Source organism: Streptomyces sp. NPDC050145 (assembly GCF_044460245.1).
Taxonomy (GTDB): domain Bacteria; phylum Actinomycetota; class Actinomycetes; order Streptomycetales; family Streptomycetaceae; genus Streptomyces.
The window spans coordinates 46,145-70,222 of sequence record NZ_JBITJS010000002.1 but is presented as its reverse complement, the minus strand read 5'-3'; the positions used below and the strand labels follow the sequence as shown (position 1 = coordinate 70,222).

20 protein-coding genes and 4 tRNA genes are annotated in these 24,078 nt (G+C 70.9%); 12 read left to right on the top strand and 12 right to left on the bottom strand.

Translation table 11 applies throughout. The features are described 5' to 3' along the window. Position 1 precedes the first annotated feature (1 nt). Entirely contained in the window at positions 2 to 1,498 is a 1,497-nt protein-coding gene (locus ACIBTU_RS03795) for an MFS transporter (protein ID WP_399124279.1), read from the bottom strand. Positions 1,499 to 1,615: 117 nt separating this feature from the next. Here ACIBTU_RS03795 and ACIBTU_RS03790 point away from each other — a divergent pair, with 117 nt between their 5' ends. From ACIBTU_RS03790 to ACIBTU_RS03780, 3 genes are all read left to right on the top strand, one after another. Next, complete coding sequence (locus ACIBTU_RS03790; protein ID WP_399124278.1) at positions 1,616 to 2,260, top strand: TetR/AcrR family transcriptional regulator; 645 nt, start codon at positions 1,616 to 1,618, stop codon at positions 2,258 to 2,260. A 10-nt stretch (positions 2,261 to 2,270) separates the two neighbouring features. Next, positions 2,271 to 3,074: a sterol carrier family protein gene (locus ACIBTU_RS03785; RefSeq protein ID WP_399124277.1), complete on the top strand. Its 804-nt coding sequence runs from the start codon at positions 2,271 to 2,273 to the stop codon at positions 3,072 to 3,074. A gap of 117 nt (positions 3,075 to 3,191) precedes the next feature. After that, positions 3,192 to 3,692, top strand: a complete 501-nt coding sequence (locus ACIBTU_RS03780) for an META domain-containing protein (protein ID WP_399124276.1) — start codon at positions 3,192 to 3,194, stop codon at positions 3,690 to 3,692. A 27-nt stretch (positions 3,693 to 3,719) separates the two neighbouring features. Here the strand turns inward: ACIBTU_RS03780 and ACIBTU_RS03775 are convergent, their stop codons facing one another. Beyond that, complete coding sequence (locus ACIBTU_RS03775; RefSeq protein WP_399124275.1) at positions 3,720 to 5,144, bottom strand: sulfatase; 1,425 nt, start codon at positions 5,142 to 5,144, stop codon at positions 3,720 to 3,722. Between the two features lie 114 nt (positions 5,145 to 5,258). Continuing rightward, complete coding sequence (locus ACIBTU_RS03770; RefSeq protein ID WP_399124274.1) at positions 5,259 to 5,354, bottom strand: putative leader peptide; 96 nt, start codon at positions 5,352 to 5,354, stop codon at positions 5,259 to 5,261. A 276-nt stretch (positions 5,355 to 5,630) separates the two neighbouring features. Here ACIBTU_RS03770 and purF point away from each other — a divergent pair, with 276 nt between their 5' ends. Then, the gene (gene purF / locus ACIBTU_RS03765; RefSeq protein WP_399124273.1) at positions 5,631 to 7,157 is read left to right on the top strand and encodes an amidophosphoribosyltransferase; all 1,527 of its coding nucleotides are present in this window, start codon (positions 5,631 to 5,633) and stop codon (positions 7,155 to 7,157) included. A 43-nt stretch (positions 7,158 to 7,200) separates the two neighbouring features. After that, positions 7,201 to 8,268: a phosphoribosylformylglycinamidine cyclo-ligase gene (purM, locus tag ACIBTU_RS03760; RefSeq protein ID WP_399124272.1), complete on the top strand. Its 1,068-nt coding sequence runs from the start codon at positions 7,201 to 7,203 to the stop codon at positions 8,266 to 8,268. Between the two features lie 141 nt (positions 8,269 to 8,409). Here purM and ACIBTU_RS03755 read toward each other — a convergent pair whose 3' ends face one another. Then, the gene (locus ACIBTU_RS03755; protein WP_399124271.1) at positions 8,410 to 8,673 is read right to left on the bottom strand and encodes a DUF3073 domain-containing protein; all 264 of its coding nucleotides are present in this window, start codon (positions 8,671 to 8,673) and stop codon (positions 8,410 to 8,412) included. Positions 8,674 to 8,936: 263 nt separating this feature from the next. Beyond that, a complete protein-coding gene (locus ACIBTU_RS03750; RefSeq protein ID WP_399124270.1) occupies positions 8,937 to 10,031 on the bottom strand; it encodes a Leu/Phe/Val dehydrogenase in 1,095 nt (364 codons plus the stop codon). 222 nt (positions 10,032 to 10,253) lie between these two features. On the opposite strand from ACIBTU_RS03750, the gene ACIBTU_RS03745 reads away from it, so the two are divergent. Together ACIBTU_RS03745 and bldC are read left to right on the top strand one after the other, a co-directional pair. Next, positions 10,254 to 11,099: a hypothetical protein gene (locus tag ACIBTU_RS03745; RefSeq protein WP_399124269.1), complete on the top strand. Its 846-nt coding sequence runs from the start codon at positions 10,254 to 10,256 to the stop codon at positions 11,097 to 11,099. Between the two features lie 487 nt (positions 11,100 to 11,586). After that, entirely contained in the window at positions 11,587 to 11,793 is a 207-nt protein-coding gene (gene bldC / locus ACIBTU_RS03740; RefSeq protein ID WP_003949541.1) for a developmental transcriptional regulator BldC, read from the top strand. A 549-nt stretch (positions 11,794 to 12,342) separates the two neighbouring features. Here bldC and ACIBTU_RS03735 read toward each other — a convergent pair. The 3 genes from ACIBTU_RS03735 to hrpA form a co-directional block, all read right to left on the bottom strand. After that, positions 12,343 to 12,567, bottom strand: a complete 225-nt coding sequence (locus ACIBTU_RS03735; protein WP_399124268.1) for a DUF6274 family protein — start codon at positions 12,565 to 12,567, stop codon at positions 12,343 to 12,345. Positions 12,568 to 12,914: 347 nt separating this feature from the next. Next, positions 12,915 to 12,989, bottom strand: a tRNA-Asp gene (locus ACIBTU_RS03730). A gap of 96 nt (positions 12,990 to 13,085) precedes the next feature. Continuing rightward, the gene (gene hrpA / locus ACIBTU_RS03725; RefSeq protein WP_399124267.1) at positions 13,086 to 17,093 is read right to left on the bottom strand and encodes an ATP-dependent RNA helicase HrpA; all 4,008 of its coding nucleotides are present in this window, start codon (positions 17,091 to 17,093) and stop codon (positions 13,086 to 13,088) included. A gap of 126 nt (positions 17,094 to 17,219) precedes the next feature. On the opposite strand from hrpA, the gene ACIBTU_RS03720 reads away from it, so the two are divergent. Next, positions 17,220 to 18,314 (top strand): ABC transporter permease, encoded by a 1,095-nt coding sequence (locus ACIBTU_RS03720; RefSeq protein ID WP_399124266.1) that lies wholly within the window; start codon positions 17,220 to 17,222, stop codon positions 18,312 to 18,314. Positions 18,315 to 18,335: 21 nt separating this feature from the next. Continuing rightward, positions 18,336 to 18,779 carry a hypothetical protein gene (locus ACIBTU_RS03715; RefSeq protein WP_399124265.1) on the top strand — a complete coding sequence of 148 codons (444 nt, stop codon included), beginning with the start codon at positions 18,336 to 18,338 and terminating at the stop codon, positions 18,777 to 18,779. Positions 18,780 to 18,825: 46 nt separating this feature from the next. Here ACIBTU_RS03715 and ACIBTU_RS03710 read toward each other — a convergent pair. The 4 genes from ACIBTU_RS03710 to ACIBTU_RS03695 form a co-directional block, all read right to left on the bottom strand. Beyond that, positions 18,826 to 18,902 (bottom strand) — tRNA-Phe (locus ACIBTU_RS03710). Positions 18,903 to 18,924: 22 nt separating this feature from the next. Next, positions 18,925 to 18,999, bottom strand: a tRNA-Asp gene (locus ACIBTU_RS03705). Between the two features lie 38 nt (positions 19,000 to 19,037). Then, positions 19,038 to 19,110, bottom strand: a tRNA-Glu gene (locus ACIBTU_RS03700). Between the two features lie 80 nt (positions 19,111 to 19,190). Beyond that, positions 19,191 to 20,741, bottom strand: a complete 1,551-nt coding sequence (locus ACIBTU_RS03695; protein ID WP_399124264.1) for a metallophosphoesterase — start codon at positions 20,739 to 20,741, stop codon at positions 19,191 to 19,193. Positions 20,742 to 20,799: 58 nt separating this feature from the next. Between ACIBTU_RS03695 and ACIBTU_RS03690 the strand changes: the two genes are divergently transcribed. The 3 genes from ACIBTU_RS03690 to ACIBTU_RS03680 form a co-directional block, all read left to right on the top strand. Continuing rightward, a complete protein-coding gene (locus ACIBTU_RS03690) occupies positions 20,800 to 21,150 on the top strand; it encodes a metallopeptidase family protein (protein ID WP_384618905.1) in 351 nt (116 codons plus the stop codon). Between the two features lie 135 nt (positions 21,151 to 21,285). Further along, positions 21,286 to 21,816: a hypothetical protein gene (locus tag ACIBTU_RS03685; RefSeq protein WP_399124263.1), complete on the top strand. Its 531-nt coding sequence runs from the start codon at positions 21,286 to 21,288 to the stop codon at positions 21,814 to 21,816. 237 nt (positions 21,817 to 22,053) lie between these two features. After that, positions 22,054 to 24,078 (top strand): DEAD/DEAH box helicase (locus tag ACIBTU_RS03680; RefSeq protein WP_399124262.1); only part of this gene is annotated, 2,025 nt, incomplete at its 3' end.

Sequence of the window (24,078 nt, the reverse complement as noted above, 5' to 3'; positions counted from 1 at the left end):
TCTACGGCCGGGCCGCCCCGGCGCCGACGGCGACCCGGGCCCCCGCCCCGCCCCGCCGCGGCAGGCGCGTGGCGAGCACCGTGCCGAGCAGCATCAGGGCGGCGCCGCACCAGAAGACGATGCCGGTGGCGTGGACGAAGTCCTGGACGGCCGCCGCGTGCGGGGCGCCGTGCAGGGACGGGATCGTGTTGAGGTCGGTGTCGAGGAGCCGGAAGAGGATCGTGCCGAAGAGGGCGGCGCCCAGCGCGTTGCCGAGCGTCTGGAAGAAGCGGATGCCGGTCGTGGCGACGCCGAGCAGCGGGCGGGGCGCGGCGTCCTGCACGAGGAAGACGAGCTGCCCGATGAGCTGGCCGAACGCGATCCCGGCGAGGAACAGTTCGGCGCGGATCAGCCACAGGGACGTGTCGGGGGACAGGGTCGTGGCGAGGAGCGCGAAGACGGCGGCCATGGTGAGGGTGCCGGAGAGCGTGGCGGCCCGGGCGGGCAGGTCGAGGCGGCCCGTGACGAGACCGGCGCCGGTCATGCCGACGGCCATCGGCAGCAGGTAGAGCCCGGCGTCGGAGCTGGACAGGCCGCGGGCCACCTGGAGATAGACCAGCACGTAGTAGATCGAGCACATCATCGCGGCGCCGGTGATGCCCTGGACGACGAAGCCCCAGCGCAGTTCGGGGATCCGGAACAGGGACAGGGGGAGCAGCGGGTCGGCGGCGGTGGCCTGGCGCCGGACGAACAGGGCGAGGCCCAGCACGGCGGCGCACAGCAGGCCGATGATCTGCGGGGAGCTCCAGGCGTACTCCCGGCCGCCCCACTCCATGGCGAGCAGCAGCGCGGTGGAGAAGCCGGCGGCGAGGGCGGCTCCGGCCCAGTCGAGCGGGCGGCGCACGGGGTGGTCGGGCAGCTTGAGGGCGAGCGCGCCGGCGATCAGGACGGCGATGCCGAGCGGCAGGTTCACGTAGAAGATCCAGCGCCAGCTCGCGTGGTCGGTGAGGAAGCCGCCGAGCCAGGGGCCGAGGGCCATGCCGCCGCCGGCGACGATGCCACCGATCCCGCCGCCCTTGCCGGCCCCTTCCTCCTCGGGGTCCTTGAGGTGCGCCATCACGACCATGGTCACGCTCATCAGGCCGCCGCCGCCGAGGCCCTGGACGGCGCGGGCGGCGATCAGCTGGGTCATCGACTGGGCGAGCCCGCACAGCGCCGAGCCCAGCAGGAACGTGGCGACGGCGCCGAGGAAGACACGCTTGGCGCCGAGGGTGTCGCAGAGCTTGCCGTACAGCGGCAGCATCGCGGCGGCCGCGAGGGCGAACGCGCTGACCAGCCACGGGAAGCGGTCGATGCCGTGGGCGGGGTCGAGGTCGCGGACGATCGGCACGGTGGCCGCGGACACGATCTGCAGGTCGAGGACGGCCAGGACGATCGTGAAGAGGCAGACGAACATGCCGATCGCGCGGGCCGCCGGGGTCATCGCCCCGGGCGTCTTCGGTGCGGGCGTCTCAGTCATGGCATCACCGTGCCCGAGAAAATGTATCGGGTCAATCTTTTTGCTCGGATCAAAATTCGGTGTGCCCTAAAATTTTGCCCGGATCAAACTTCGACCACGGCTTGGTACGGTTCCGGCATGGCTGAAGACGGCGGACCCGGACTGCGCGAGCGCAAGAAGAAGCAGACGGCGATCAAGGTGTGGCGCACCGCGGTCGACCTGTTCCTGGAGCACGGCTACGAGCAGGTGTCCGTCGCGCAGATCGCCGAGGCCGCCGAGGTCTCGAAGATGACGGTCTTCAACTACTTCAAGACCAAGGAAGACCTCCTCATGGGCCCCATGGAGGAGCACGTCGAGGACCTGGCCGAGGCCATCAGGGCGCGCCCGTCCGGCAGTTCGGCCGTCGACGCGACCCGGGCGATGGTCCTCCGCAAGATCGCCGACCGGGACCCGTCGATTGGCCTCAGCGAACAGGGCAACGAGCTGGCGCTGATCCAGCTCGTCCAGCGCACCCCGGTCCTGGCCCGCCGCGCCATGCTCTGGTCGGTGCGGGGCGAGCGGGCCGCCGCGATCGTGCTCACCGAGGAGACCGGTGACGCACTGCTCTCCGCCGTCGCCGCGGCCCAGCTGTCCGGCGTGGTCGGCGCCCTCATGAGCGAGCACCACCGCAGGATCCTGGCGGGCGAGTCGCCGGCGGCGGTCGCGGCGGACGCGGGGGAGCGCGCGGAGCGGGCGTTCGCCCTGGTCGAAAAGGGCCTGAGCGGATTCGCGCGGCGGGCGTAGGGTCACCGTCATGCCCGAGCCCAGGACCTCCAGAAAACGTCAGCGCTCCTACGACGCCGAGAAGTTGCGGACCGCCGTACTGGCCCAGTTCGCCGCCCTGCGCACGGCCGTCGAGGCCCTCACCCCGGAGCAGCTCGCGGCGCCCACCCGGCTCGGCGACTGGACCGTGCGGGAACTCGCCGCGCACCTCACCATGGCCGTCGGGATGCTCCCGCGCACCCTCGCCGAACCCGCCCCGGCCCGGGCCGAACTGACGCTGATGGACTATCCGTCGCTGACCGCGCCCGCCGCCCCCGCCATCGACACCCGCGTCCACGAACTGTCCGCGGCCCCGCTGGACGAGCTGTACGCGCAGGTCGCCGAGGGGCTCGACACGTACCTGCCGGCCGGGGTCGACGGCGAGCGGCCGCTCGTCCACCGGGTCGGGACCATGACCCTGACCACCGCCCTCGTCACCCGCGCGGTCGAACTCGCCGTCCACACCGACGACCTGAACGACGCGCTGCCCGAACTCGGCCTGCCGATCGAGCGTCAGCTGCTCGCCGCCGCGACCCGGTTCCTCGCCGACGCGCTCGCCGTGAAGGCGCCGGGCGCGTCCACCGAGGTCCGGGTCCCGCCGTTCGCCGTCGTCCAGTGCGTCGAGGGCCCCCGGCACACCCGCGGCACCCCGCCGAACGTCGTGGAGACCGACCCGCTCACCTGGCTCCGCCTCGCGACGGGCCGTACGAGCTGGCGGACCGCCCTCGACGACGCGAAGGTCAGCGCGAGCGGCGAGCGGGCCGACCTGGAGGCCCTGCTTCCGATCATGGCCTGAGGTCTGTGGGGCGCTGGCCCGCGGGGCGGGGTGGCCTGCGGGGCCGGGTGGCCTACAGGCAGGGTGGCCTACAGGACGGGGTGGAACCGGACCGGGGGGTTCCCCCGTCCCATCGCCATGCCGATACGAACCACCCCCCGCGCCCTGCTCACCACGACGCTCAGCACCACGCTCGCGGTGACCGCCCTCGCCGCGCTCACCGCCTGCGGCACCGAGAAGGCCCCCGGCGCCGGCCGCCCCGGCCCCGGGACCGTGACGACCGACACCCCGCTGGTCGGCACGGAGTGGCAGGTCACGGGCCTGCGCTCGGCCGGCACCGACACCGCGCTGCCGAAGGCCGCCCGGGACCGCGCCCGCGTCGTCCTGCACAAGGACGGCCGCGTCGACGCCCGCCTCGGCTGCAACACCGGCAGCACCAAGGCCACGGTCGAGGGCGACCGCATCAGCTTCGGCCGCCTGATCACGACGCGGATGGGCTGCTTCGGCCCCGCCGCGGACCTGGAGAAGGCGATGACCTCGGCCCTCGACGGCGAGGTCCACTACGTGATCAAGGGCGACCGGCTCACCCTGACCACGAAGGACGGCAAGGGCGTCACCCTGACCGCCAAGACCCCGTAGCCGGTAGCCGGTAGCCGCCCGGAGGACTCAGGCCGGATAGGGCAGCAGCCCCTTGTCGACGCGCTCCCAGACCGCCTTCAGCCCGGCCAGCCGCTCCGGCTCGTCCGCCGCCCGGTCGGCCTGTTCGCGGCGGTCCGCCGACAGGTCGAAGAGGCGGTCCTTGCCGTCCTTGCCGCGGTAGTACTTCCAGTCCCCGCGCCGCACGGCCCGCTCCCCGCGCACCCGCCAGAACAGATCGCGCTCGGCGAGCTCCTCGCCGCGCAGCAGATACCCGGCCAGGCTCGTGCCGTCGAGCGGGTACGCCGGGTCGGGCCGGGCGCCGCCGATCTCCAGGAGCGTCGCCGTCCAGTCAGGGGTGAACACCGGCTCGTGGCTGACCTGGCCCGCGTCGAACCGGGCCGGCCACCGCACGATCGTCGGGACCCGGATGCCGCCCTCCTGCAGCGAGGACTTGTTGCCGGACAGCGGCCAGTTGTAGGAGAAGCGCTCGCCGCCGTTGTCGGACGCGAAGAAGACCAGCGTGTCCCGCTCCTGGCCGGACTCCCTCAGCGCGGCGAGCACCTGCCCGACCGACCGGTCCAGGTCCTCGACCATCTCGGTGTACTTCTCCACCGAACCACCGTCGTCGTGGAACAGGGCCCGCCGGTCACCGGCCTTGATCCGCCGCACGACCTCGGCGCTCACCTCCTCGTCCCCGTCGGCGATCCAGGGCCAGTGCGGGGTCGTGAAGTTCAGGTTGAGCAGCCACGGCGTGTCCCCGTGGTCCCGGCGCACGTACTCGCTCGCCCGCTCGGTGAGGATCCGCGTGTAGTACCGCAGGTCCTTGTACTCGGCGTCCCCCTCGTACAGGTCGTACTCCCCGCCGAGCCCCAGCTTGGAGTAGTACTCCAGGGCCCCGCCGAAGTTCCCGAAGAACTCGTCCCAGCCCGAGCGGGTGGGCGAGTAGTCGGGCAGGTAGCCGCAGTGCCACTTGCCGATGAGCGCGGTCGAGTAGCCCGCGCCGCGCAGCAGCGAGGCGAGCGTCGGGTGGTTCGGGTCGAGCCCGGCGGACCGGTCGGCGATCGGCTCGGCCAGCCCGCCCTTCGTACGCCCCGGATAGAGGCCCGTGTAGAGGCTGAACCGGGTCGGCGAGCAGGTCGCGGACCCGCTGTACGCGTCGGTGAACCGCACGCCCTGCCGGGCCAGCCGGTCCAGGTGCGGGGTCCTGATGTGCGGCGCCCCGTACGAGGACAGATCGGCCCAGCCGAGGTCGTCGCCGAGGATGAACAGGATGTTGGGCCGGCGGGAGCGCCGCCCGGCGGCGGCGCGGAACGGCCGCTCCTGCGGGGCGTCGGCCACGGCCGGGGTGGCGGCGGCGGGCGTGGCGGCGGTGCCGAGCGCGGCGACGGTCGCCGAGGCACCGACCACCCCGCCGAACGCGCGCCGGGACAGCTTCGAGGCATGCGAGGACATGAAGGCTCCAGAAGGAGAGCGAAAGGGGGAGAACGGGTCAGGCCCGCTCCTCCGGCGCAAAGGAGCGGCTCGCTGGGACCCGGGAACGAAGGATGTGAACGGTGGAGAACGCGCTCAGAAGGCGCGGCGACAGATGGCGCTCGCGACACGGACCAGGTCGACGTGGCGGCGCTCCACAAGGGTGACCGCACGGTCACGGAGTGGCTGCATGACCCAGGACGATGCCGATCATGACGTACACCTGTCAACGACGTTCCGCCCTGTGGACAACGGCCGCGGGGCGACGGCAACGCGAGTTCCGTCACACCGGCGCCGGCCGCGCCCAGCGGGCGAGGCTCAGGGCGTTTGCGCAGGTCAGAGGCGACATGGAGAGGCGGTCGCGACCGGTGCGCCCACCCTGTCACCCGGGGCGGTCCCCGTTCGTCAACGCGGGTAGCGCTTGTCCCCAATTCGGACCAGTGGTCGATCCCGTCTACACTCGGTGGCGTGCCACGTGGTGACGGTCGACTCAATCACGATCTGCTCCCCGGCGAGAAAGGCCCCCAGGACGCTTGTGGCGTCTTCGGTGTCTGGGCTCCGGGCGAAGAGGTCGCAAAGCTCACGTACTTCGGGCTCTACGCCCTCCAGCATCGGGGTCAGGAATCCGCGGGAATCGCGGTCAGTAACGGCTCCCAGATCCTCGTCTTCAAGGACATGGGCCTCGTGTCCCAGGTCTTCGACGAGACTTCCCTAGGTTCACTCCAAGGTCATATCGCGGTCGGTCACGCCCGCTACTCGACCACCGGAGCCTCCGTGTGGGAGAACGCCCAGCCGACGTTCCGCGCCACCGCGCACGGTTCGATCGCGCTCGGTCACAACGGCAACCTGGTCAACACGGCGCAGCTCGCCGAGATGGTCGCCGCCCTCCCCAAGGAGAACGGCCGCGCCACCCAGGTGGCGGCCACCAACGACACCGACCTGGTGACCGCGCTGCTCGCGGGCCAGGTCGACGACGACGGCAAGCCCCTGACCATCGAAGAGGCCGCGCACAAGGTGCTGCCCCAGGTCCAGGGCGCTTTCTCCCTCGTCTTCATGGACGAACACACCCTCTACGCCGGCCGTGACCCCCAGGGCATCCGCCCGCTGGTCCTCGGCCGTCTCGAGCGCGGCTGGGTGGTCGCGTCCGAGTCCGCCGCCCTCGACATCTGCGGCGCCAGCTTCGTCCGCGAGATCGAGCCGGGCGAGTTCGTCGCCATCGACGAGAACGGCCTGCGCACCTCCCGCTTCGCAGAAGCGAAGCCCAAGGGCTGCGTCTTCGAGTACGTGTACCTGGCCCGTCCCGACACGGACATCGCGGGCCGGAACGTGTACCTCTCCCGCGTGGAGATGGGCCGCCGCCTCGCCAAGGAGGCGCCGGTCGAGGCCGACCTCGTCATAGCGACGCCGGAGTCGGGCACCCCCGCCGCCGTCGGCTACGCGGAGGCCAGCGGAATCCCGTTCGGCAACGGCCTGGTGAAGAACGCCTACGTCGGGCGTACGTTCATCCAGCCCTCGCAGACGATCCGCCAGCTCGGCATCCGGCTCAAGCTGAACCCGCTCAAGGAAGTCATCAAGGGCAAGCGACTGGTCGTCGTCGACGACTCGATCGTGCGCGGCAACACCCAGCGCGCCCTGGTCCGGATGCTCCGCGAGGCCGGCGCCGCCGAGATCCACATCCGGATCTCGTCCCCGCCCGTGAAGTGGCCCTGCTTCTTCGGCATCGACTTCGCGACCCGCGCCGAGCTCATCGCCAACGGCATGTCGGTCGAGGAGATCGGCACCTCCCTGGGCGCCGACTCGCTCTCCTACATCTCCATCGACGGCATGATCGAGGCGACCACCATCGCCAAGCCGAACCTCTGCCGCGCCTGCTTCGACGGCGAGTACCCGATGGATCTGCCGGACCCCGAGCTCCTCGGCAAGCAGCTCCTGGAGACGGAACTGGCCGCAGGTCCTGCCGCCACCGCCGCGGCCGACGCGATCCGTCGCCCGTAGGCGTCCAAGTTCTCGTATCCACCAACCCGAAAGATCCCAGGCAATGTCTGAGACCACTGGTGCCAGCTACGCGTCCTCGGGCGTCGACATCGAGGCGGGCGATCGCGCCGTCGAGCTGATGAAGGAGTGGGTGAAGAAGACGCAGCGCCCCGAGGTCCTCGGCGGCCTCGGCGGTTTCGCCGGCCTCTTCGATGCCTCCGCCCTCAAGAAGTACGAGCGTCCGCTGCTCGCCTCCGCGACCGACGGCGTCGGCACGAAGGTGGACGTGGCCCGCCGCCTCGGCGTCTACGACACGATCGGCCACGACCTGGTCGCGATGGTCATGGACGACATCGTGGTGTGCGGCGCCGAGCCGCTCTTCATGACCGACTACATCTGCGTCGGCAAGGTCCACCCCGAGCGCGTCGCCGCCATCGTGAAGGGCATCGCCGAGGGCTGTGTCCTCGCCGGCTGCGCCCTGGTCGGCGGCGAGACGGCGGAGCACCCGGGCCTCCTCGGCGCGGACGACTTCGACGTCGCGGGCGCCGGCACGGGTGTCGTCGAGTACGACAACCTGCTGGGCCCCGATCGCATCCGCAAGGGTGACGCGGTGATCGCCATGGCGTCCTCCGGTCTTCACTCGAACGGGTACTCGCTGGTCCGCCACGTCCTCCTGGACCGCGCGGGCATGGCGCTGGAGCAGCAGGTCGACGAGCTCGGCCGCACGCTCGGCGAGGAGCTCCTGGAGCCCACCAAGATCTACTCCCTGGACTGTCTGGCGCTCACCCGCACGACCCAGGTCCACGCCTACAGCCACATCACGGGCGGCGGCCTCGCGGCCAACCTGGCCCGGGTGATCCCGGAAGGCCTGCACGCCACGGTCGACCGCTCCACCTGGACCCCGGGCGCGATCTTCGACCTGGTCGGCAAGGCCGGCTCCGTCGAGCGCCTGGAGCTGGAGAAGACGCTGAACATGGGCGTCGGCATGATGGCGATCGTCCCGCAGGAGTCCGTGGACGTCGCCCTCACGACCCTCGCCGACCGCGGCGTGGACTCCTGGGTGGCCGGCGAGATCACCGACCGCGGCGATCACACCACGGGCGCCGAGCTCACGGGCGACTACGCCCAGTAGGACACACGGGGTGCCGCCCCGGGCCCTCAGGGTCCCGGGGCAGCACAAAACCCGGTCCGGCGTGGTGACCACCCCGGACCGGGTGAGTGCAGCAGTGTTCGGAGAACGAATGAACTGCTGAACGTGCTATGTACTACGAGGTCAAGCGCCGCGGCGCTGAGACGATGGACCGGACTCCTCGTCCTCGTCCTCATCGTCGTCGTACATATCCGCATAGCGGGCGTACGGGTCCTCGTCGTCCTCGTCGTCCTCGAACGGCTCGCCGTTAGGCGGCTGATTCGAGACCGGATCAGACGTCGATGCGCCCAGCTCGTTGGCCAGACGCGACAGGTCAGTCCCGCCGCTGCTGTACTTCAGCTGGCGGGCGACCTTCGTCTGCTTGGCCTTTGCCCGGCCGCGCCCCATGGCTCGACCCCCTCGGTGACGGGGCTCGACGGCCCCAGAGTCTTGACACGCGTTCATGTTCAGGAACGGGCTCTCCGCAGAGAGACCGGTCCGTAGGGCTTCCACGGTACCTGAGCCCACGCCCATACGGTACGTCGCCCGCAGGACGCGCGTGTGCGCAGGACCAGCGAAGAGCCCCGTCCTCGCTGGTCAGCTGCGATTTTAACCTCTTCTCGGCGGGCGACCCGCCGAGAAGAGTGACGCTCGTTACTCAGCGCCCGCGATCACGCGCGGCCGCGCGCCTCCGCCATGCGCTGCTCGGCGATCCGGTCGGCCGCGGCGGCCGGCGGGATCCCGTCAGCCTTTGCGCGAGCGAAGATCGAGAGAGTGGTGTCGAAGATCTTCGACGCCTTCGCCTTGCACCGGTCGAAGTCGAAGCCGTGCAGCTCGTCGGCGACCTGGATGACCCCGCCCGCGTTCACCACGTAGTCCGGGGCGTAGAGGATCCCGCGGTCCGCGAGGTCCTTCTCCACGCCGGGGTGGGCGAGCTGGTTGTTGGCCGCGCCGCAGACGACCTTGGCGGTGAGCACCGGCACCGAGTCGTCGTTCAGGGCGCCGCCCAGCGCGCACGGGGCGTAGATGTCCAGGCCCTCGACGCGGATCAGCTCGTCCGTGTCGGCGGCGATGCGGACCTCGGGGTGCAGGTCGGTGACGCGGCGCAGCGACTCCTCGCGCACGTCCGTGATCACGACCTCGGCGCCGTCGGCCAGCAGGTGCTCGACCAGGTGGTGCCCGACCTTGCCGACACCCGCGACGCCGACCGTGCGGCCGCGCAGCGTCGGGTCGCCCCACAGGTGCTGGGCACTGGCCCGCATGCCCTGGAAGACGCCGAAGGCGGTGAGCACGGAGGAGTCGCCCGCGCCGCCGTTCTCGGGCGAGCGGCCGGTGGTCCAGCGGCACTCGCGCGCCACCACGTCCATGTCGGCCACGTACGTGCCCACGTCGCAGGCCGTCACGTAGCGCCCGCCGAGCGAGGCCACGAAGCGCCCGTAGGCGAGCAGCAGTTCCTCGGTCTTGATGCGGTCCGGGTCGCCGATGATGACGGCCTTGCCGCCACCGTGGTCCAGCCCGGCCAGGGCGTTCTTGTACGACATGCCGCGCGCGAGGTTCAGCGCGTCGGCGACGGCCTCCGCCTCGGTCGCGTAGGGGTAGAAGCGGGTGCCGCCGAGGGCGGGGCCCAGGGCGGTGCTGTGCAGGGCGATCACGGCCTTGAGGCCGCTCGCCCGGTCCTGGCAGAGCACGACCTGCTCGTGCCCGCCCTGGTCCGAGTGGAACAGGGTCTGCAGCACGTCGGCAGCGGCGCCGGTCACATCGGTCACTGTGGTGACTCCCAAGTAAGTTGCGGCGGTTGAGCGGAGCCCCGTACGGGTGGCGGGTCTCCGTGGGCAGAAGACTAGAACGCGGCGCGGGCCGCCACCCGCGCAGTGCCCAGGATCACTCTCTCGCGTCAGGGCACTCCGTACGCGGGGGCGCGTGCGCCGGGGCCTGCCGTGGCACGATTTGCAGTGTTTTCCGGGTCGTGGTCGGGGGAGGGAGCAGCCGTGCCGAAGAAGGTGTCCTCGCCGACCGTCCCGTACGCCGCCTATCTGCGGGTCTACGAGCCGCTGGCCGCGTTCCCGCAGCCCGAGCGCGGCCACTGGGAGCGCTACGCCCGGCGCGAGCACCTCCCCTCCTACCAGGACGAACTGCGCGGTTCGCTCGCCGATCTGCTGCCGACGCCGCCGGTGCCGGTGCCGGTCCACGAGAGCGACGACGCGTTCGTGCTCGAGGCGGACGGGGTGGTGTGCGTCTGTCCCTGGCGCACCCGGCTGCGCGGCTGGCAGGCGCTCGGCGAGCTGCCGGGCTTCCTGCCGCTGCCGGTCCTGGACGCGGCGCTCCCGCCGGTGGTGCGCCGGCAGACCGCCGACGACTACGAGCGCTGGCTCGAGCGGAACCCGGACGCGCGCCCCTGGATCCGCACCTCGACCTGGCACGTGCCGCTGAACTGGTTCGTGCTCGTCGCTGATGAGGAGCGGGCCTACGCGCCGAAGAGCGCAGGGGGCGAGGCGTCCCTGCGGTACCGGACGCCGATGGTGCAGGCGCGGCGGCGGGTGGCGCGGGCGTTGAAGGCGCTCAAGGACGCGATCGACGAGGGGCCGCTCATCGACGGCCTGATGGACGTGGGGCGCTGGCTGGAGGAGTTCCACCCGCGCTCGTACGTGGAGCTCGACTACGGCGGGCTCGTGCACACCCTGCCCGCCGAGCAGTTGGACGAGGACCACTCGGCGGCGGACGTCGCGGAGGGGATCGCGGCGCTGCGGGCCGGCGACGGGGCGGGCGCGAGCGAGGCGTACGCGCGGCTCGTGGCACGCTGGCGTGCGGTGAAGGAACGGCAGAACGCCAACTGACCGGACGCATGCGGGCCTTCGGGACCTACGTCCTGATCCGGGCGTTTAAGTCAAGCGTGATGCAAGCGTGACGGACTGCACTAACTTCGCCCTTGCGCCCATCACCCCTCCTCGTGCCAAAATAGGACAAGGAGTCCGGGGAGGACTCTGTCCGCCCGGCTAGGCACCACTTCGGGTGGATCACTCAGCATTGCACTGTCTTTGGGGGGTCTGGTGACTCCTGACGCCCCTGTGACTGATCGTCACAGGGGCGTGACTGTCCGCTATGGCATGGTCCATCGGCTTCCGTCGCTGATGAACACCTGGGAGGGCAATTCCATCGGTTTGGCCGACGCGGCTGGACGGATGGTGTAGTTGTAGTGCCGAGGACAAGCCGTTCGTCCTATAACCGACTCGACCCGTGTCCGCCATATCGGGCAACGCGGGTCAAGGTGCAGAATTTAAAGGAAAGAACCGAGAAGGTTCGGTTCTCCCGAGGAGGCCGCTCATGACCGCTCGCACCCCTGATGCCGAGCCGCTGCTGACCCCCGCTGAGGTCGCCACGATGTTCCGCGTCGACCCGAAGACGGTCACGCGCTGGGCGAAGGCTGGCAAGCTCACGTCGATCCGCACGCTCGGCGGGCACCGCCGTTACCGCGAGGCCGAGGTCCGCGCCCTGCTTGCGGGTATTCCGCAGCAGCGCAGCGAGGCCTGAGGACCCCGCAGAACGCGGTACATATCGGGCGTTTCGGGTCCCCCAACCCGTACTGCGCCCACCCCATAGCTCCACACGACGCGGGACCTGCCCCAACAGGCCCCCTTCTTATGAAGCGCCACGAAGCGTCATCTCCACTGCTTCACACGGTGCGTCGTCGATCGCGCTGGACTCCGCCGGGTCCAGCGCGATTTTTTTGTGCGCTGCGTGGGTGCCGGCGGGGGAGTCGTGGGGCTCCGGCGGGGGTTCCGGTGCGGTCTTGGTGGGTCTTGGGGGAGTCTCGGCGAGGCCTCTGGCCAGAGCCTGACGGAGGGCTGACGAAGAGCTGGCAGGCGCCCGTGGGGGTGGTGCAATTGCACATATTAAATTGAGGAGTTGTAGGGCGGGGGTAAGAAACGGTGTTTCCAAAACAAGTTCGGTGACACCCGTCACACGCCCTGAATCTTGTTGCCCCGGATGCCCGTGCGCTAGAGGGGGCCGGCGAGGGTGAGGCGGCTTCCGACTCTCCCCAGGCTGTCATCTGACGGGCGGCTTGTGGGTCGGCTTTCGTCACCCCTTCGGGGGACTTTCGTCCTCGCCCTCCTCGGAGGCGCTCTCGCGGCCCGTCAGGGCCTGCGTGAGGTCCTCGGGGGCGAGTTCCCCGCCCGGCTCCATGGCGAGCCGCAGGAGGCGATGGCAGATGGGGCAGTGCCGGGTGACGTGCCGGTAGCCCGAGGCCGCGGCGAGGTGTGCGCGCAACAGGGCCCGGGTCTCGTGCCGTACGGGTGCCGCCATGCCGCCCCCTCCCCTCGCGCCGGGTCGTGGTTCTGGAGTACCCAGCCCCTGAGCGTCCGTCAAGACACCCCGGGACGACCGGGACCCGCACCCGAACACAACAAGAAGGCCCGCACCACCAGGTGCGGGCCATGAACTCGGCGTACGCAGAAGGCCCGCACCTTGCGGTGCGGGCCTTCTTTGCTGCGGTCCTGACGGGATTTGCTGTGTCGTCTGCGGCTCCGCCGCGGGCGCGGCCTCCAGAGGTGCGGCGCGAGGCGCGGGGTGTGCGGGCGGGTGCTCCGTGTGGCCGCCACGTCCAGCACACGCAGAAGGCCCGCACCTTGCGGTGCGGGCCTTCTTTGCTGCGGTCCTGACGGGATTTGAACCCGCGGCCTCCACCTTGACAGGGTGGCGAGCACTCCAAACTGCTCCACAGGACCAGGTTTCGCGGCGCTTTTTCTTCTGCGTTGCGCTGCGAGTAGGACAGTACAGCAGTGCAGGCCCACGCGTCGAACTCACCCCGCGTGGCTGCCTCGTCACGGAACGGCGGCGTCGATCGCCTTCACGATCCGCTTGTCCGAGACGGGGTGCGCGGTGCCCAGGGCGTGGGCGAAATAGCTGACCCGGAGCTCCTCGATCATCCAGCGGATGTCCAGGACCTCCTGCGGCACGGGCCGCCCCTGCGGCATCTGCTCGAGCAGCCAGGCGTACTCGTCCTGCATCTCGTGGACCTTCTCCATACGGGTGGTGTCCCGCTGGACGTTGGTCGGCATCTGCTGGAGCCGCCGGTCGGCCGCGACCAGGTACCGCATGAGGTCCGGCAGCCGGCGCGTCCCCGTGGCCGTCACGAAGCCGGGCTTCACCAGCCGGTCCAACTGGGTCCGCACGTCCTGGAGGTTGGCGAGCAGCACCGGGCTGTTCGTCGACTTCAGGCGCCGCTCACAGGCCTGCCAGGCGGCCAGCACCTGCTGCACCTGGTCGACCGTGCGCACCGTCGCGTCGACGATCTCGGCCCGCACCTTCTCGTAGAGCTTGCGGTACGACTCCTCGTCCCAGACGGGCCCGCCGAACTCCCTGATGAGCCGGTCCGCGGCCGCCATCGCGCAGTCCTCGAACAGCGCCTGGATCGAGCCGTGCGGGTTCGCCGAGAGGGAGAGCTTCGCCGCGTTGCTCAGCTTGTCGGAGGCGAACTTGCCCGGGTTCACCGGGATGTTGCGCAGGATGAGCCGGCGCGTGCCCTTCCACATGGCCTGCGCCTGCTCGGCCTCCGTGTCGAAGAGCCGTACGGAGACGGTGTCGCCGTCGTCGACGAGCGCCGGGTACGCCTTGACCGGCTGGCCGGCGCGGCGGGTCTCGAAGACCTTCGACAGCGTGCCCAGCGTCCAGTCGGTCAGGCCCGTGCGCTCGAGGGACTCGCCGCCGGAGCGCTCGGCCGTCGCCGCGGCCGCCTTCGAGATCGCCTGCCGGGCCTTCGGCTTCAGCTTGAGCTTCAGGGCCTCCAGGTCCTTGTCCTCGGCGAGGTTGCGGCGCCGCTCGTCGACGATCCGGAACGTGATCTTCAGGTGGTCCGGGATCCGGGTCAGGTCGAAGTCGTCCGGCGAGACCGGGACCCCGACCATCCGCTGGAGCTCGCGCGCGAGCGTGTTCGGCAGCGGCTCCTGCAGGGGTACGGCCCGCTCCAGGAACGCCTTCGCGAAGTTCGGCGCCGGCACGTAGTTGCGCCGGATCGGCTTGGGCAGCGAGCGGATCAGCTCGACCACCACGTCCTCGCGCAGGCCCGGGATCTGCCAGTCGAAGCCCTCGTCCGTGACCTGGTTGAGCACCTGGAGCGGGATGTGGACGGTGACACCGTCCGCGTCCGCACCCGGCTCGAACTGGTACGTCACCCGGAACTTCAGCTGCCCCTGCCGCCACGAGTCCGGGTAGTCGGCCTTGGTGACCGCCTCCGCCGACTCACGGATCAGCATCGAGCGCTCGAAGTCGAGCAGCTCGGGCTCGTCCTTCTGCTTGTGCTTCCACCAGGAGTCGAAGTGGGCGCCCGAGACGACATGCTCCGGCACCCGCTGGTCGTAGAAGTCGAAGAGCGTCTCGTCGTCCACCACGATGTCGCGGCGGCGCGCCCGGTGCTCCAGCTCCTCGACCTCGGTCAGCAGCTTGCGGTTGTCCGCGAAGAACTTGTGGTGGGTGCGCCAGTCGCCCTCCACCAGCGCGTTCCTGATGAACAGCTCGCGCGAGACCTCCGGGTCGATCCGCCCGTAGTTCACCTTGCGCTGCGCGACGAGCGGGACGCCGTACAGCGTCACCTTCTCGTACGCCATGACGGCCGCCTGGTCCTTCTCCCAGTGCGGCTCGCTGTACGTGCGCTTGAGGAGGTGCTCGGCGAGAGGCTCGACCCACTCGGGCTCGATCTTCGCGTTCACCCGCGCCCAGAGCCGGCTGGTCTCCACCAGCTCCGCGGACATGACGAACCGCGGCGGCTTCTTGAAGAGCGCCGAGCCGGGGAAGATCGCGAACTTCGCGTTCCGCGCACCCACGTACTCGTTGCGACCGCGGTCGCGGCCCGCCTGCTTGGGGTCCTTGGCCTGCGACTCCTTCGACTCCTTCACGTCCTTCATGCCGATGTGCGAGAGCAGACCGGACAGGAGGGAGACGTGGATGGAGTCGCCGGGGACGTCGTCCTCGTTGAGGTGGATGCCCATCTGCTTGGCGACCGTGCGCAGCTGCGTGTAGATGTCCTGCCATTCGCGGATGCGCAGGAAGTTCAGGAACTCGCGCTTGCACATCCGGCGGAACGCCGAGGAGCCGAGCTCCTTCTGCTGCTCGCGCACGTACCGCCACAGGTTCAGGAACGCCAGGAAGTCGCTGGTCTCGTCCTTGAAGCGGGCGTGCTGCTGGTCCGCCTGCTGCTGCTTGTCGGAGGGGCGCTCGCGCGGGTCCTGGATGGACAGCGCGGCCGCGATCACCATGACCTCGCGCACGCAGCCGTTCTTGTCCGCCTCCAGGACCATGCGGGCCAGACGCGGGTCGACGGGCAGCTGGGCGAGCCGGCGGCCCTGCTCCGTGAGCCGCTTGCGGACGTCCTTCTCCGCCGGGTTCAACGCGCCCAGTTCCTGGAGCAGTTGGACACCGTCGCGGATGTTGCGGTGGTCCGGCGGGTCGATGAAGGGGAACTTCTCGATGTCGCCGAGGCCCGCCGCGGTCATCTGCAGGATGACGGAGGCCAGGTTCGTCCGGAGGATCTCTGCGTCCGTGAACTCGGGGCGGGCGAGGAAGTCGTCCTCCGAGTACAGCCGGACGCAGATGCCGTCGCTCGTACGGCCGCAGCGGCCCTTGCGCTGGTTGGCGCTGGCCTGGCTGACCGGCTCGATGGGCAGCCGCTGCACCTTCGTACGGTGGCTGTAGCGCGAGATGCGGGCGGTGCCCGGGTCGATCACGTACTTGATGCCCGGGACGGTCAGCGAGGTCTCCGCGACGTTCGTCGCGAGGACGATCCGGCGGCCCGTGTGGCGCTGGAAGACGCGGTGCTGCTCGGCGTGCGAGAGCCGCGCGTACAGCGGCAGCACCTCGGTGAACCGGTACTTCTTCTTCTCCAGTGCGTCCGCCGTGTCGCGGATCTCCCGCTCGCCGGAGAGGAAGACGAGTATGTCGCCGTCGCCCTCGCGCTGGAGCTCCTCGACCGCGTCCGTGATCGCCGTGATCTGGTCGCGGTCGGAGTCGTCGGAGTCCTCCTCGAGGAGCGGGCGGTACCGCACCTCCACCGGATACGTACGGCCGCTGACCTCGACGATCGGCGCGTCTCCGAAGTGCCGCGAGAAACGCTCCGGGTCGATCGTCGCCGAGGTGATGACGACCTTCAGGTCGGGGCGGCGCGGCAGCAGCTGCGCCAGGTACCCGAGCAGGAAGTCGATGTTCAGGGACCGCTCGTGCGCCTCGTCGATGATGATCGTGTCGTACGCGCGCAGGTCGCGGTCGGTCTGGATCTCGGCCAGCAGGATGCCGTCCGTCATCAGCTTCACGAACGTCGCGTCCTGGTTCACCTGATCGGTGAAACGGACCTTCCAGCCGACCGCGTCGCCCAGCGGCGTGCGCAGCTCCTCCGCCACGCGCTCGGCGACCGTGCGGGCCGCGATCCGGCGCGGCTGGGTGTGCCCGATCATGCCGCGCACCCCGCGCCCCAGATCCAGACAGATCTTCGGGATCTGCGTGGTCTTGCCGGAACCGGTCTCACCGGCCACGATCACGACCTGGTGATCGCGGATCGCGTCGGCGATCTCGTCCTTCTTCTGGCTGACCGGGAGCTGCTCGGGGTACGTGACCTCGAGCTCGGCCCGGCGGGCCCGGCGCGTGTCCGTACGCACCGCGGCCTTCTCGGCCTCGGCGTCGATATCGGCGATCACGGCGGCCCGGGCCTCGGGCTTACGGATCTTGCGGGCCCCTTCCAGCCTGCGACCGAGGCGGTGGGCGTCGCGAAGGGACAGCTCGGACAGGCGCCGCGCTACGGCGGCGATCCGGTCGGTGGCGGCGGGGGCAGGCTGCGTAGACATACGTCCTCCAGGATCTCACCTCGGAGAAATTCGTGGCGAACGGTTTTGCCGCGGGCCCCGCACCCGGGGAGGGAAGCGGGCCCTTCTGGGATGTATGCGGCTTATACGTGCTTTAGCGTGCAGGGTATGTCGCCCCTGGCCGATGACGAACAGCCGCGCCCGCACCCGCCGCACGGTGAGCACGGACGCCCGCCCACCCGGGGCGACCACTGGGCCAACTACAAGAAGTCCCCGTTCCTGCCCGCGACCGTCCTCGTCCTCATCCTCGCCGCCGCGGCCGCGCTCTTCGCCGCCGCCTACACGTACTCCATGGCCAACCCGACCCCGCACCACATCCCCACCGGCGTCACCGGCCAGTACGACCAGGCCCGCGGCCGGCAGTTCCTCGGCGCGATGGAGAAGGCCCTCGACGCCCAGCTCGACCTCAAGCCCTACGCCTCCCGGCAGGACGCCGCCGAGGCCATCGACGAGCAGCGCATCTACGCCGTCATGGACGTGCGGGACGGCGGCGACCGGGTTCTCCTCGACGTCTCCGGCGCCTCCGGGTTCTCCGTCGCCCAGGTCTTCGCCGAGGCGGGCCCCGCCGTCGGCAAGGCCACCGGCATCCCTGTCACCGTCCGCGACGTGCGCCCGCTGCAGAGCGGCGACCCGCGCGGCCTCACGATCTTCTACATCTCGCTCGCGGCCGTGATCATCGGCTTCGTCGGCGCGATCCAGCTCAGCGTCCACGCCCGGGGTCTCAACCCGGCCGAGCGGATCGCCTTCACCGTTGCCTACGCCCTGCTCGGCGGCTTCGCCGTGGCCGCCGTCGCCGACTGGTGGCTCGGCGCGGTCGACCTGCCCTTCGTCGAGTCCTGGCTGATCCTCGCCCTGACGATGTTCACCTGCGGCATGGTCTTCACGATGTTCAACACGTTCTTCCACCGCTGGGCGATGATCCCGACCTGGGGCCTGCTCGTCCTGCTCGGCAACCCGGCCTCTGGCGGCGCCGTCGCCCCGCCGCTGCTCCCCACCTTCATCGGCCGCGTCGGCCAGTGGCTGCCCCCGGGTGCCTCCGTCAACGCCCAGCACACGGCGGTCTACTTCCAGGGGAACCAGCACGCCTTCCCGTTCCTGGTCCTGACCGCCTGGTCCGTCGTCTCCTGCGCCCTCTTCTGGTTCTGGCGCCACCGCCACCCGGGCGGCCGTGGCACCCAGCCCCTGCACGCGGCACCCGTGTAGGGCCTCTCGTACGCTCCCGCCATGCCGAACGAACTGTCCGCCGTGGACCGGCTGGCCGCCCTGCCGTTCCCGCCCGAGGCGACGCGGCCCGTGGACGGCCGGTGGGGCGGGCCCGGCCACCATCTCGCCGTGCTCCGCGAGAGCCGGGACTTCTGGGACGACCGGGACACCGGGACCGTCGAGGCGGCCGAGCGGGAGATCGAGGCCGCGCACACGGCACTCGCCGCTCAACTGACCGGCCGCTGGGGCGCGCCGGGCGAGATCGACCTGTGGCCGTACGTGGAGGCGGACGGGCCGGTGCCCGAACCGATGAGCTTCCTGAGCGGCATGGCCGGGAGCGTCCAGGTGTGGCACCTGCCGGACAGCGACCGCTGGATCGGACTCGCCGTGGGCCAGGCGGACCCGGAATGGCCCGTCCAGTTGCTCCTCGCGGTCGGCGAGACCGCCGCGCTGCCGGGGGCCTGATCCGGAAACGACTTCGGGCCCCGTCCGATGGACGGGGCCCGAAGGCTGGTGGCTGGGGCCGGGGTCGAACCGGCGACCTATCGCTTTTCAGGCGATCGCTCGTACCAACTGAGCTACCCAGCCACGAAGTTCCGAAGAACTTCAGCGGTCCTGACGGGATTTGAACCCGCGGCCTCCACCTTGACAGGGTGGCGAGCACTCCAAACTGCTCCACAGGACCAAGCTGTTGCGCGACTAAGTGTCGCACATTGTGTTGCGTGCCCCCAACGGGATTCGAACCCGTGCTACCGCCTTGAAAGGGCGGCGTCCTAGGCCGCTAGACGATGAGGGCTATCGGCCCGCCTGCGCGCTTCGCAGCGCGTCGGGGACGTGAGAAGCATATGGGATGCGGGGACGGTTCGCCAAAACGGTTTACGGGCTGCCGCGCGGGGCGCTCGGGGACGGGGTCGCGCCGGGCTGGTTCTCGGCCGGGAGATGGCGGCTGACCTCGGCCGTCGTCAGCCCCAGGCCGCCGAGCCTGATCTCGTCCCAGGCCTGGAGCCGCTTGCTCGTGCGGTCCAGATAGAGCACCGAGGCCTCCACCGGGTCCGGCTCCTTGTCGTCGACGGCGCGCAGTCCGCTGCCTCCGGTCGAGCCCTCGATCCGCAGCCGGGTCCCCAGCGGCAGCACCTCCATCTCCTGGTGGTGGACGTGCCCCGCCAGGACCGGCGGCACCGCCCCGTCCGTCTGGCGCGCGGCGAGCGGATTGTGGGCGAGCGCGACGTCGACGGGCGTGCCGGCCGCCCGCTGGTCGCGCAGGGCCGAGGCGAGCCGGATGCCCGCGAGGCGTTCGGCGGGGTCGCCGAGGGCCTTCGTGGAGCGGTCCGGGGTGTACTGCGGGTCACCGGTGCCGGCGAATCGCAGGCCCGCGACGGTGACCGCCCGGCCCTCGTCGAGCACGCGCACGTTCTTGAAGCGGCCCAGGTAGCGCTGGGTCTCCTTCGAGTCGTGGTTCCCGCGGATCCACACGTACGGGGCGCCCAGGTCGGCGACCGGGTCGAGGAAGGCGTTCTCGGCCGTGGAGCCGTGGTCCATGGTGTCGCCGGTGTCGACGATCACCGAGATCCGGTACTGCTTCACGAGCGAGGCGATGATCTTCCAGGACGCCGGGTTGAGGTGGATGTCGGAGACGTGCAGGACGCGGATCGTGGACGGGTCGGGCCGGTACGCGGGGAGCGTGGACGTCACGTCGTAGAGCTTGGTGACGTTGGTGACCAGGCGGGCCAACTCCTGCTGGTAGACGTCGAACTCGGTGACGATCGAGCGGGCGTTGCCGACGACGGAGGGGGCCGAGGAGAGCAGTCCGGAGAACTTCGGCTCCAGGACCGACTTCGGGTTCCAGGTGGCGTACGCGCTCACGCCCGAGGCCATGAGGAGGGCGAGGGCGAGGCCGCCGGCGGCGAGGGCGCGGCGCGGGCGGCGGTAGACGGCGAGGCCGAGGGCGGTGGCGCCGGAGACGACGGCGACGCAGGAGCGCAGGGCCAGGTCGACGGTGCCGTGCTCGACGTCGCGGGCCACCTCGTCCTGGAGGCCGGAGATCCGCTCGGGGTGGTCGACGAGGGCCTGGGAGCGGTCGGGGTCGAGCCGGTCGACGTCGACGTCGAGGCGGATCGGGCCCGTGTGGGAGTCCAGCTCCAGGGCGCCGAGCGGCGACACGTTGATCTTCGTGCCGCCGGTCAGCGACGGGCGCAGCGTCATCTTGGTGTCCATCGGGCCGACCGGCGTACGGACGCTGCCCACGATCAGCAGGCCCAGCCAGGCGCCGAGCAGGACGACGGCGACCAGGCCGAGGGCGCGGGTCAGGGGGTGCGGCGGGTGGACGAGCTGCAGGGCGACGGGGCGCGCGCGGGGGTCCCGGGCTCCCCGCGCGGGGCGGAGCGCCCGGCGCAGGACACGTATGGCGGCGGTGGGCGAGCGGGCCATTGCTCCCGTATGCCCAAGTGAGCGGGTGGATATGCGGGTTGTGCCGGACAATGGCCGGGTGCTGGAGATGACGCGTGAGGAGTTCGAGGAACTGGTCGCCGAGGCGCTCGACCGGATTCCGCCCGAGTTGACGCGGCTCATGGACAACGTGGCCGTGTTCGTGGAGGACGAGCCGCCCGCCGACGATCCCGAGCTGCTCGGGCTCTACGAGGGCACGCCGCTGACCGACCGCGGTGAGTGGTACGCGGGGGTGCTGCCGGACCGGATCACGATCTACCGGGGGCCGACGCTGCGGATGTGCGAGGCGCGGGAGGACGTGGTCGCGGAGACGGAGATCACCGTGGTGCACGAGATCGCGCACCATTTCGGGATCGACGACGCCCGGCTGCACGCGCTCGGATACGGCTGACGGGCGGTTCCGGCCGGGGTGGCGCGTGTCCTCTTGCGGGGCACGGGAGTTGGGAACGGTGTCCCCGTTCCGTGCCCCGGAGGTGCCCCTGTGCGCCAGCTGCCCGTATCCGTCCGTGTCCTTCGTCTGGGGCGTGTGGCCGCGGCCACGGTGGCCGTCGCCGCGGCCGCCGGGTGCATGAGTGTGGCCGACGGCGGGGACGGGCCCGCGCCGTCGCACTCCGCCTCGCACCGCGGTGGCGCGGCCGCTCCCGAGGGCGGGACGGCGGACTCGGGCGGTGCCGCCGCCGGGCCGCGGGCCGGCCGTGACCCCGGCCGGGCGGGGGCTTCGGACGGGGCGGACGACGACGCGAAGGGCGCCGAGGACGGCAAGGGCGGCAAGGACGGGCACGGCGACGAGGGGGCGGACGCCTCGGCGGAGCCGTCCGGGTCGGCCTCGCCCTCGCGCGGCGGGCGCCCCTCGAAGCCGGCGCCCGCGACCTCTCCGGGCCGGCCGACGCCGCCCCGCACCACCCCGCCGGTGTCGACGCCCACGCCGGACCCGACCCCGTCGCAGACCCCGCCGCCGTCCCCGACGACCGCGGAGCCCTCGTCCTCGGCGCACGAGCAGGCCGGGGCGCGCGTCATGATGGGGGAGCCGACGCCGCGTGCCGGGGCGCCCGCCTGAGTCCTCGTGGCCCTGTGTGAGCGGGGTCTCAGGGATCTGGTTTGCCTAGGTGGTGGGTGGGTGCGTATGGTGGTAGATCGTTTGATCCCATTTGCCCGGCGCCGCAGAAGAGAGCGCCGTGTGGCGCGTACTCTCCCTTGCCGTGGCTGGACCGCATTGAGGCGGTCGACTTGCGAAAGCGCAATTACACGGAGTTGACGGGCGCGTGCCGAGACTCCGGAAGGTTTCGCATTTCGCATGTCCATTTCCACTGAAAACCTCGCTGACCAGAACGTCGACGCCGTCGAGAACGACGTGACCGACACCGCTGTCGTCGAGGCCGAGGCCCCTGAGGCCACCGAGGCTGTCGAGGCCGTCGAGACCGACGTCGTCGAGAACGACGAGGCCGACAACGACGAGCCCACCATCACCTTCGCCGACCTCGGGCTCCCCGAGGGCATCGTGCGCAAGCTCGCGCAGAACGGCGTCACCAGCCCGTTCCCGATCCAGGCCGCGACCATCCCGGACGCCCTGGCCGGCAAGGACATCCTCGGCCGTGGCCGCACCGGCTCCGGCAAGACCCTCTCCTTCGGCCTGCCGACGCTGACGCGTCTGGCCGGTGGCCGCAGCGAGAAGCACAAGCCGCGCGCCGTCATCCTCACCCCGACCCGTGAGCTCGCGATGCAGGTCGCGGACGCGCTGCAGCCCTACGGCGACCAGGTCGGCCTCAAGATGAAGGTCGTCTGCGGCGGTACGTCGATGGGCAACCAGATCTACGCCCTCGAGCGCGGCGTCGACATCCTCGTCGCCACCCCGGGCCGTCTGCGTGACCTCATCAACCGCGGTGCCGCCGACCTCTCCGAGGTCGAGGTCGCGGTCCTCGACGAGGCCGACCAGATGTCCGACCTGGGCTTCCTGCCCGAGGTCACCGAGCTTCTCGACCAGGTGCCGGCCGGCGGCCAGCGCATGCTCTTCTCCGCCACCATGGAGAACGAGATCAAGACCCTGGTCACGCGCTACCTGCACAACCCGGTCAGCCACGAGGTCGACGCCGCCCAGGGCGCCGTCACGACCATGTCGCACCACATCCTCATCGTGAAGCCCAAGGACAAGGCGCCGGTCACCGCGGCCATCGCCTCCCGCAAGGGCCGCACGATCATCTTCGTCCGCACCCAGCTGGGCGCCGACCGCATCGCCGAGCAGCTCTGCGACGCCGGTGTGAAGGCCGACGCGCTGCACGGCGGCATGACGCAGGGCGCCCGTACCCGCGTCCTCGAGGACTTCAAGAAGGGCTACGTCAACGCCCTCGTCGCCACCGACGTCGCCGCCCGCGGCATCCACGTCGACGGCATCGACCTGGTCCTGAACGTGGACCCGGCCGGCGACCACAAGGACTACCTGCACCGCGCGGGCCGCACCGCGCGTGCCGGCCGCACGGGCACCGTCGTCTCCCTGTCGCTGCCGCACCAGCGCCGCCAGATCTTCCGCCTGATGGAGGACGCGGGCGTCGACGCCGGGCGTCACATCATCCAGGGCGGCGCGGCCTTCGAGCCGGAGGTCGCCGAGATCACCGGCGCCCGCTCCATGACCGAGGTCCAGGCCGAGTCCGCGGGCAACGCGGCGCAGCAGGCCGAGCGCGAGGTCGCCTCCCTGACCAAGGACCTGGAGCGCGCCACCCGCCGTGCCACCGAGCTGCGCGAGGAGGCCGACCGCCTCACCGCCCGCGCCGCCCGTGACCGTGGCGAGGACGAGGAGGGTGTGGCCGCGGCCGTCGCCGCCGCCGCGGAGGCCGCTGCCGCCGCCGTCGTGGTCGAGGTCCCGGAGCAGCCGGAGCGCTCGTCCTCGTACGAGCCGCGCCAGCGCCGTGACGAGCGGGGCAACTTCGAGCGCCGTGACCGTCGTGACGACCGTGGCGGCGACCGTGGTGGTCGTTCCTTCGAGCGTCGTGACGACCGCGGCGGTGACCGTGGTGGCCGTTCTTTCGAGCGTCGTGACGACCGTGGTGGCCGTCCCTTCGAGCGTCGCGACGACCGCGGTGGCTTCCGTCGGGACAACGACCGTGGCGGCTTCAACCGTGACGACCGTGGTGGCGACCGTGGTGGCCGTCCCTTCAACCGTGACGACCGTGGCGGCGACCGTGGTGGCCGTTCCTTCGAGCGTCGTGACGACCGCGGCGGCGACCGTGGCGGCTTCCGTCGGGACAACGACCGTGGCGGCTTCAACCGTGACGACCGTGGTGGCGACCGTGGTGGCCGTCCCTTCAACCGTGACGACCGTGGCGGC

Excerpts from the sequence above, each read along its gene's own strand:
- ACIBTU_RS03795 (WP_399124279.1), bottom strand. The coding sequence starts at position 1,498 with ATGACTGAGACGCCCGCACCGAAGACGCCCGGGGCGATGACCCCGGCG.
- ACIBTU_RS03790 (WP_399124278.1), top strand. The coding sequence starts at position 1,616 with ATGGCTGAAGACGGCGGACCCGGACTGCGCGAGCGCAAGAAGAAGCAG.
- ACIBTU_RS03785 (WP_399124277.1), top strand. The coding sequence starts at position 2,271 with ATGCCCGAGCCCAGGACCTCCAGAAAACGTCAGCGCTCCTACGACGCC.
- ACIBTU_RS03780 (WP_399124276.1), top strand. The coding sequence starts at position 3,192 with ATGCCGATACGAACCACCCCCCGCGCCCTGCTCACCACGACGCTCAGC.
- ACIBTU_RS03775 (WP_399124275.1), bottom strand. The coding sequence starts at position 5,144 with ATGTCCTCGCATGCCTCGAAGCTGTCCCGGCGCGCGTTCGGCGGGGTG.
- ACIBTU_RS03770 (WP_399124274.1), bottom strand. The coding sequence starts at position 5,354 with ATGCAGCCACTCCGTGACCGTGCGGTCACCCTTGTGGAGCGCCGCCAC.
- purM (WP_399124272.1), top strand. The coding sequence starts at position 7,201 with ATGTCTGAGACCACTGGTGCCAGCTACGCGTCCTCGGGCGTCGACATC.
- ACIBTU_RS03755 (WP_399124271.1), bottom strand. The coding sequence starts at position 8,673 with ATGGGGCGCGGCCGGGCAAAGGCCAAGCAGACGAAGGTCGCCCGCCAG.
- bldC (WP_003949541.1), top strand. The coding sequence starts at position 11,587 with ATGACCGCTCGCACCCCTGATGCCGAGCCGCTGCTGACCCCCGCTGAG.
- ACIBTU_RS03735 (WP_399124268.1), bottom strand. The coding sequence starts at position 12,567 with ATGGCGGCACCCGTACGGCACGAGACCCGGGCCCTGTTGCGCGCACAC.
- hrpA (WP_399124267.1), bottom strand. The coding sequence starts at position 17,093 with ATGTCTACGCAGCCTGCCCCCGCCGCCACCGACCGGATCGCCGCCGTA.
- ACIBTU_RS03720 (WP_399124266.1), top strand. The coding sequence starts at position 17,220 with ATGTCGCCCCTGGCCGATGACGAACAGCCGCGCCCGCACCCGCCGCAC.
- ACIBTU_RS03715 (WP_399124265.1), top strand. The coding sequence starts at position 18,336 with ATGCCGAACGAACTGTCCGCCGTGGACCGGCTGGCCGCCCTGCCGTTC.
- ACIBTU_RS03695 (WP_399124264.1), bottom strand. The coding sequence starts at position 20,741 with ATGGCCCGCTCGCCCACCGCCGCCATACGTGTCCTGCGCCGGGCGCTC.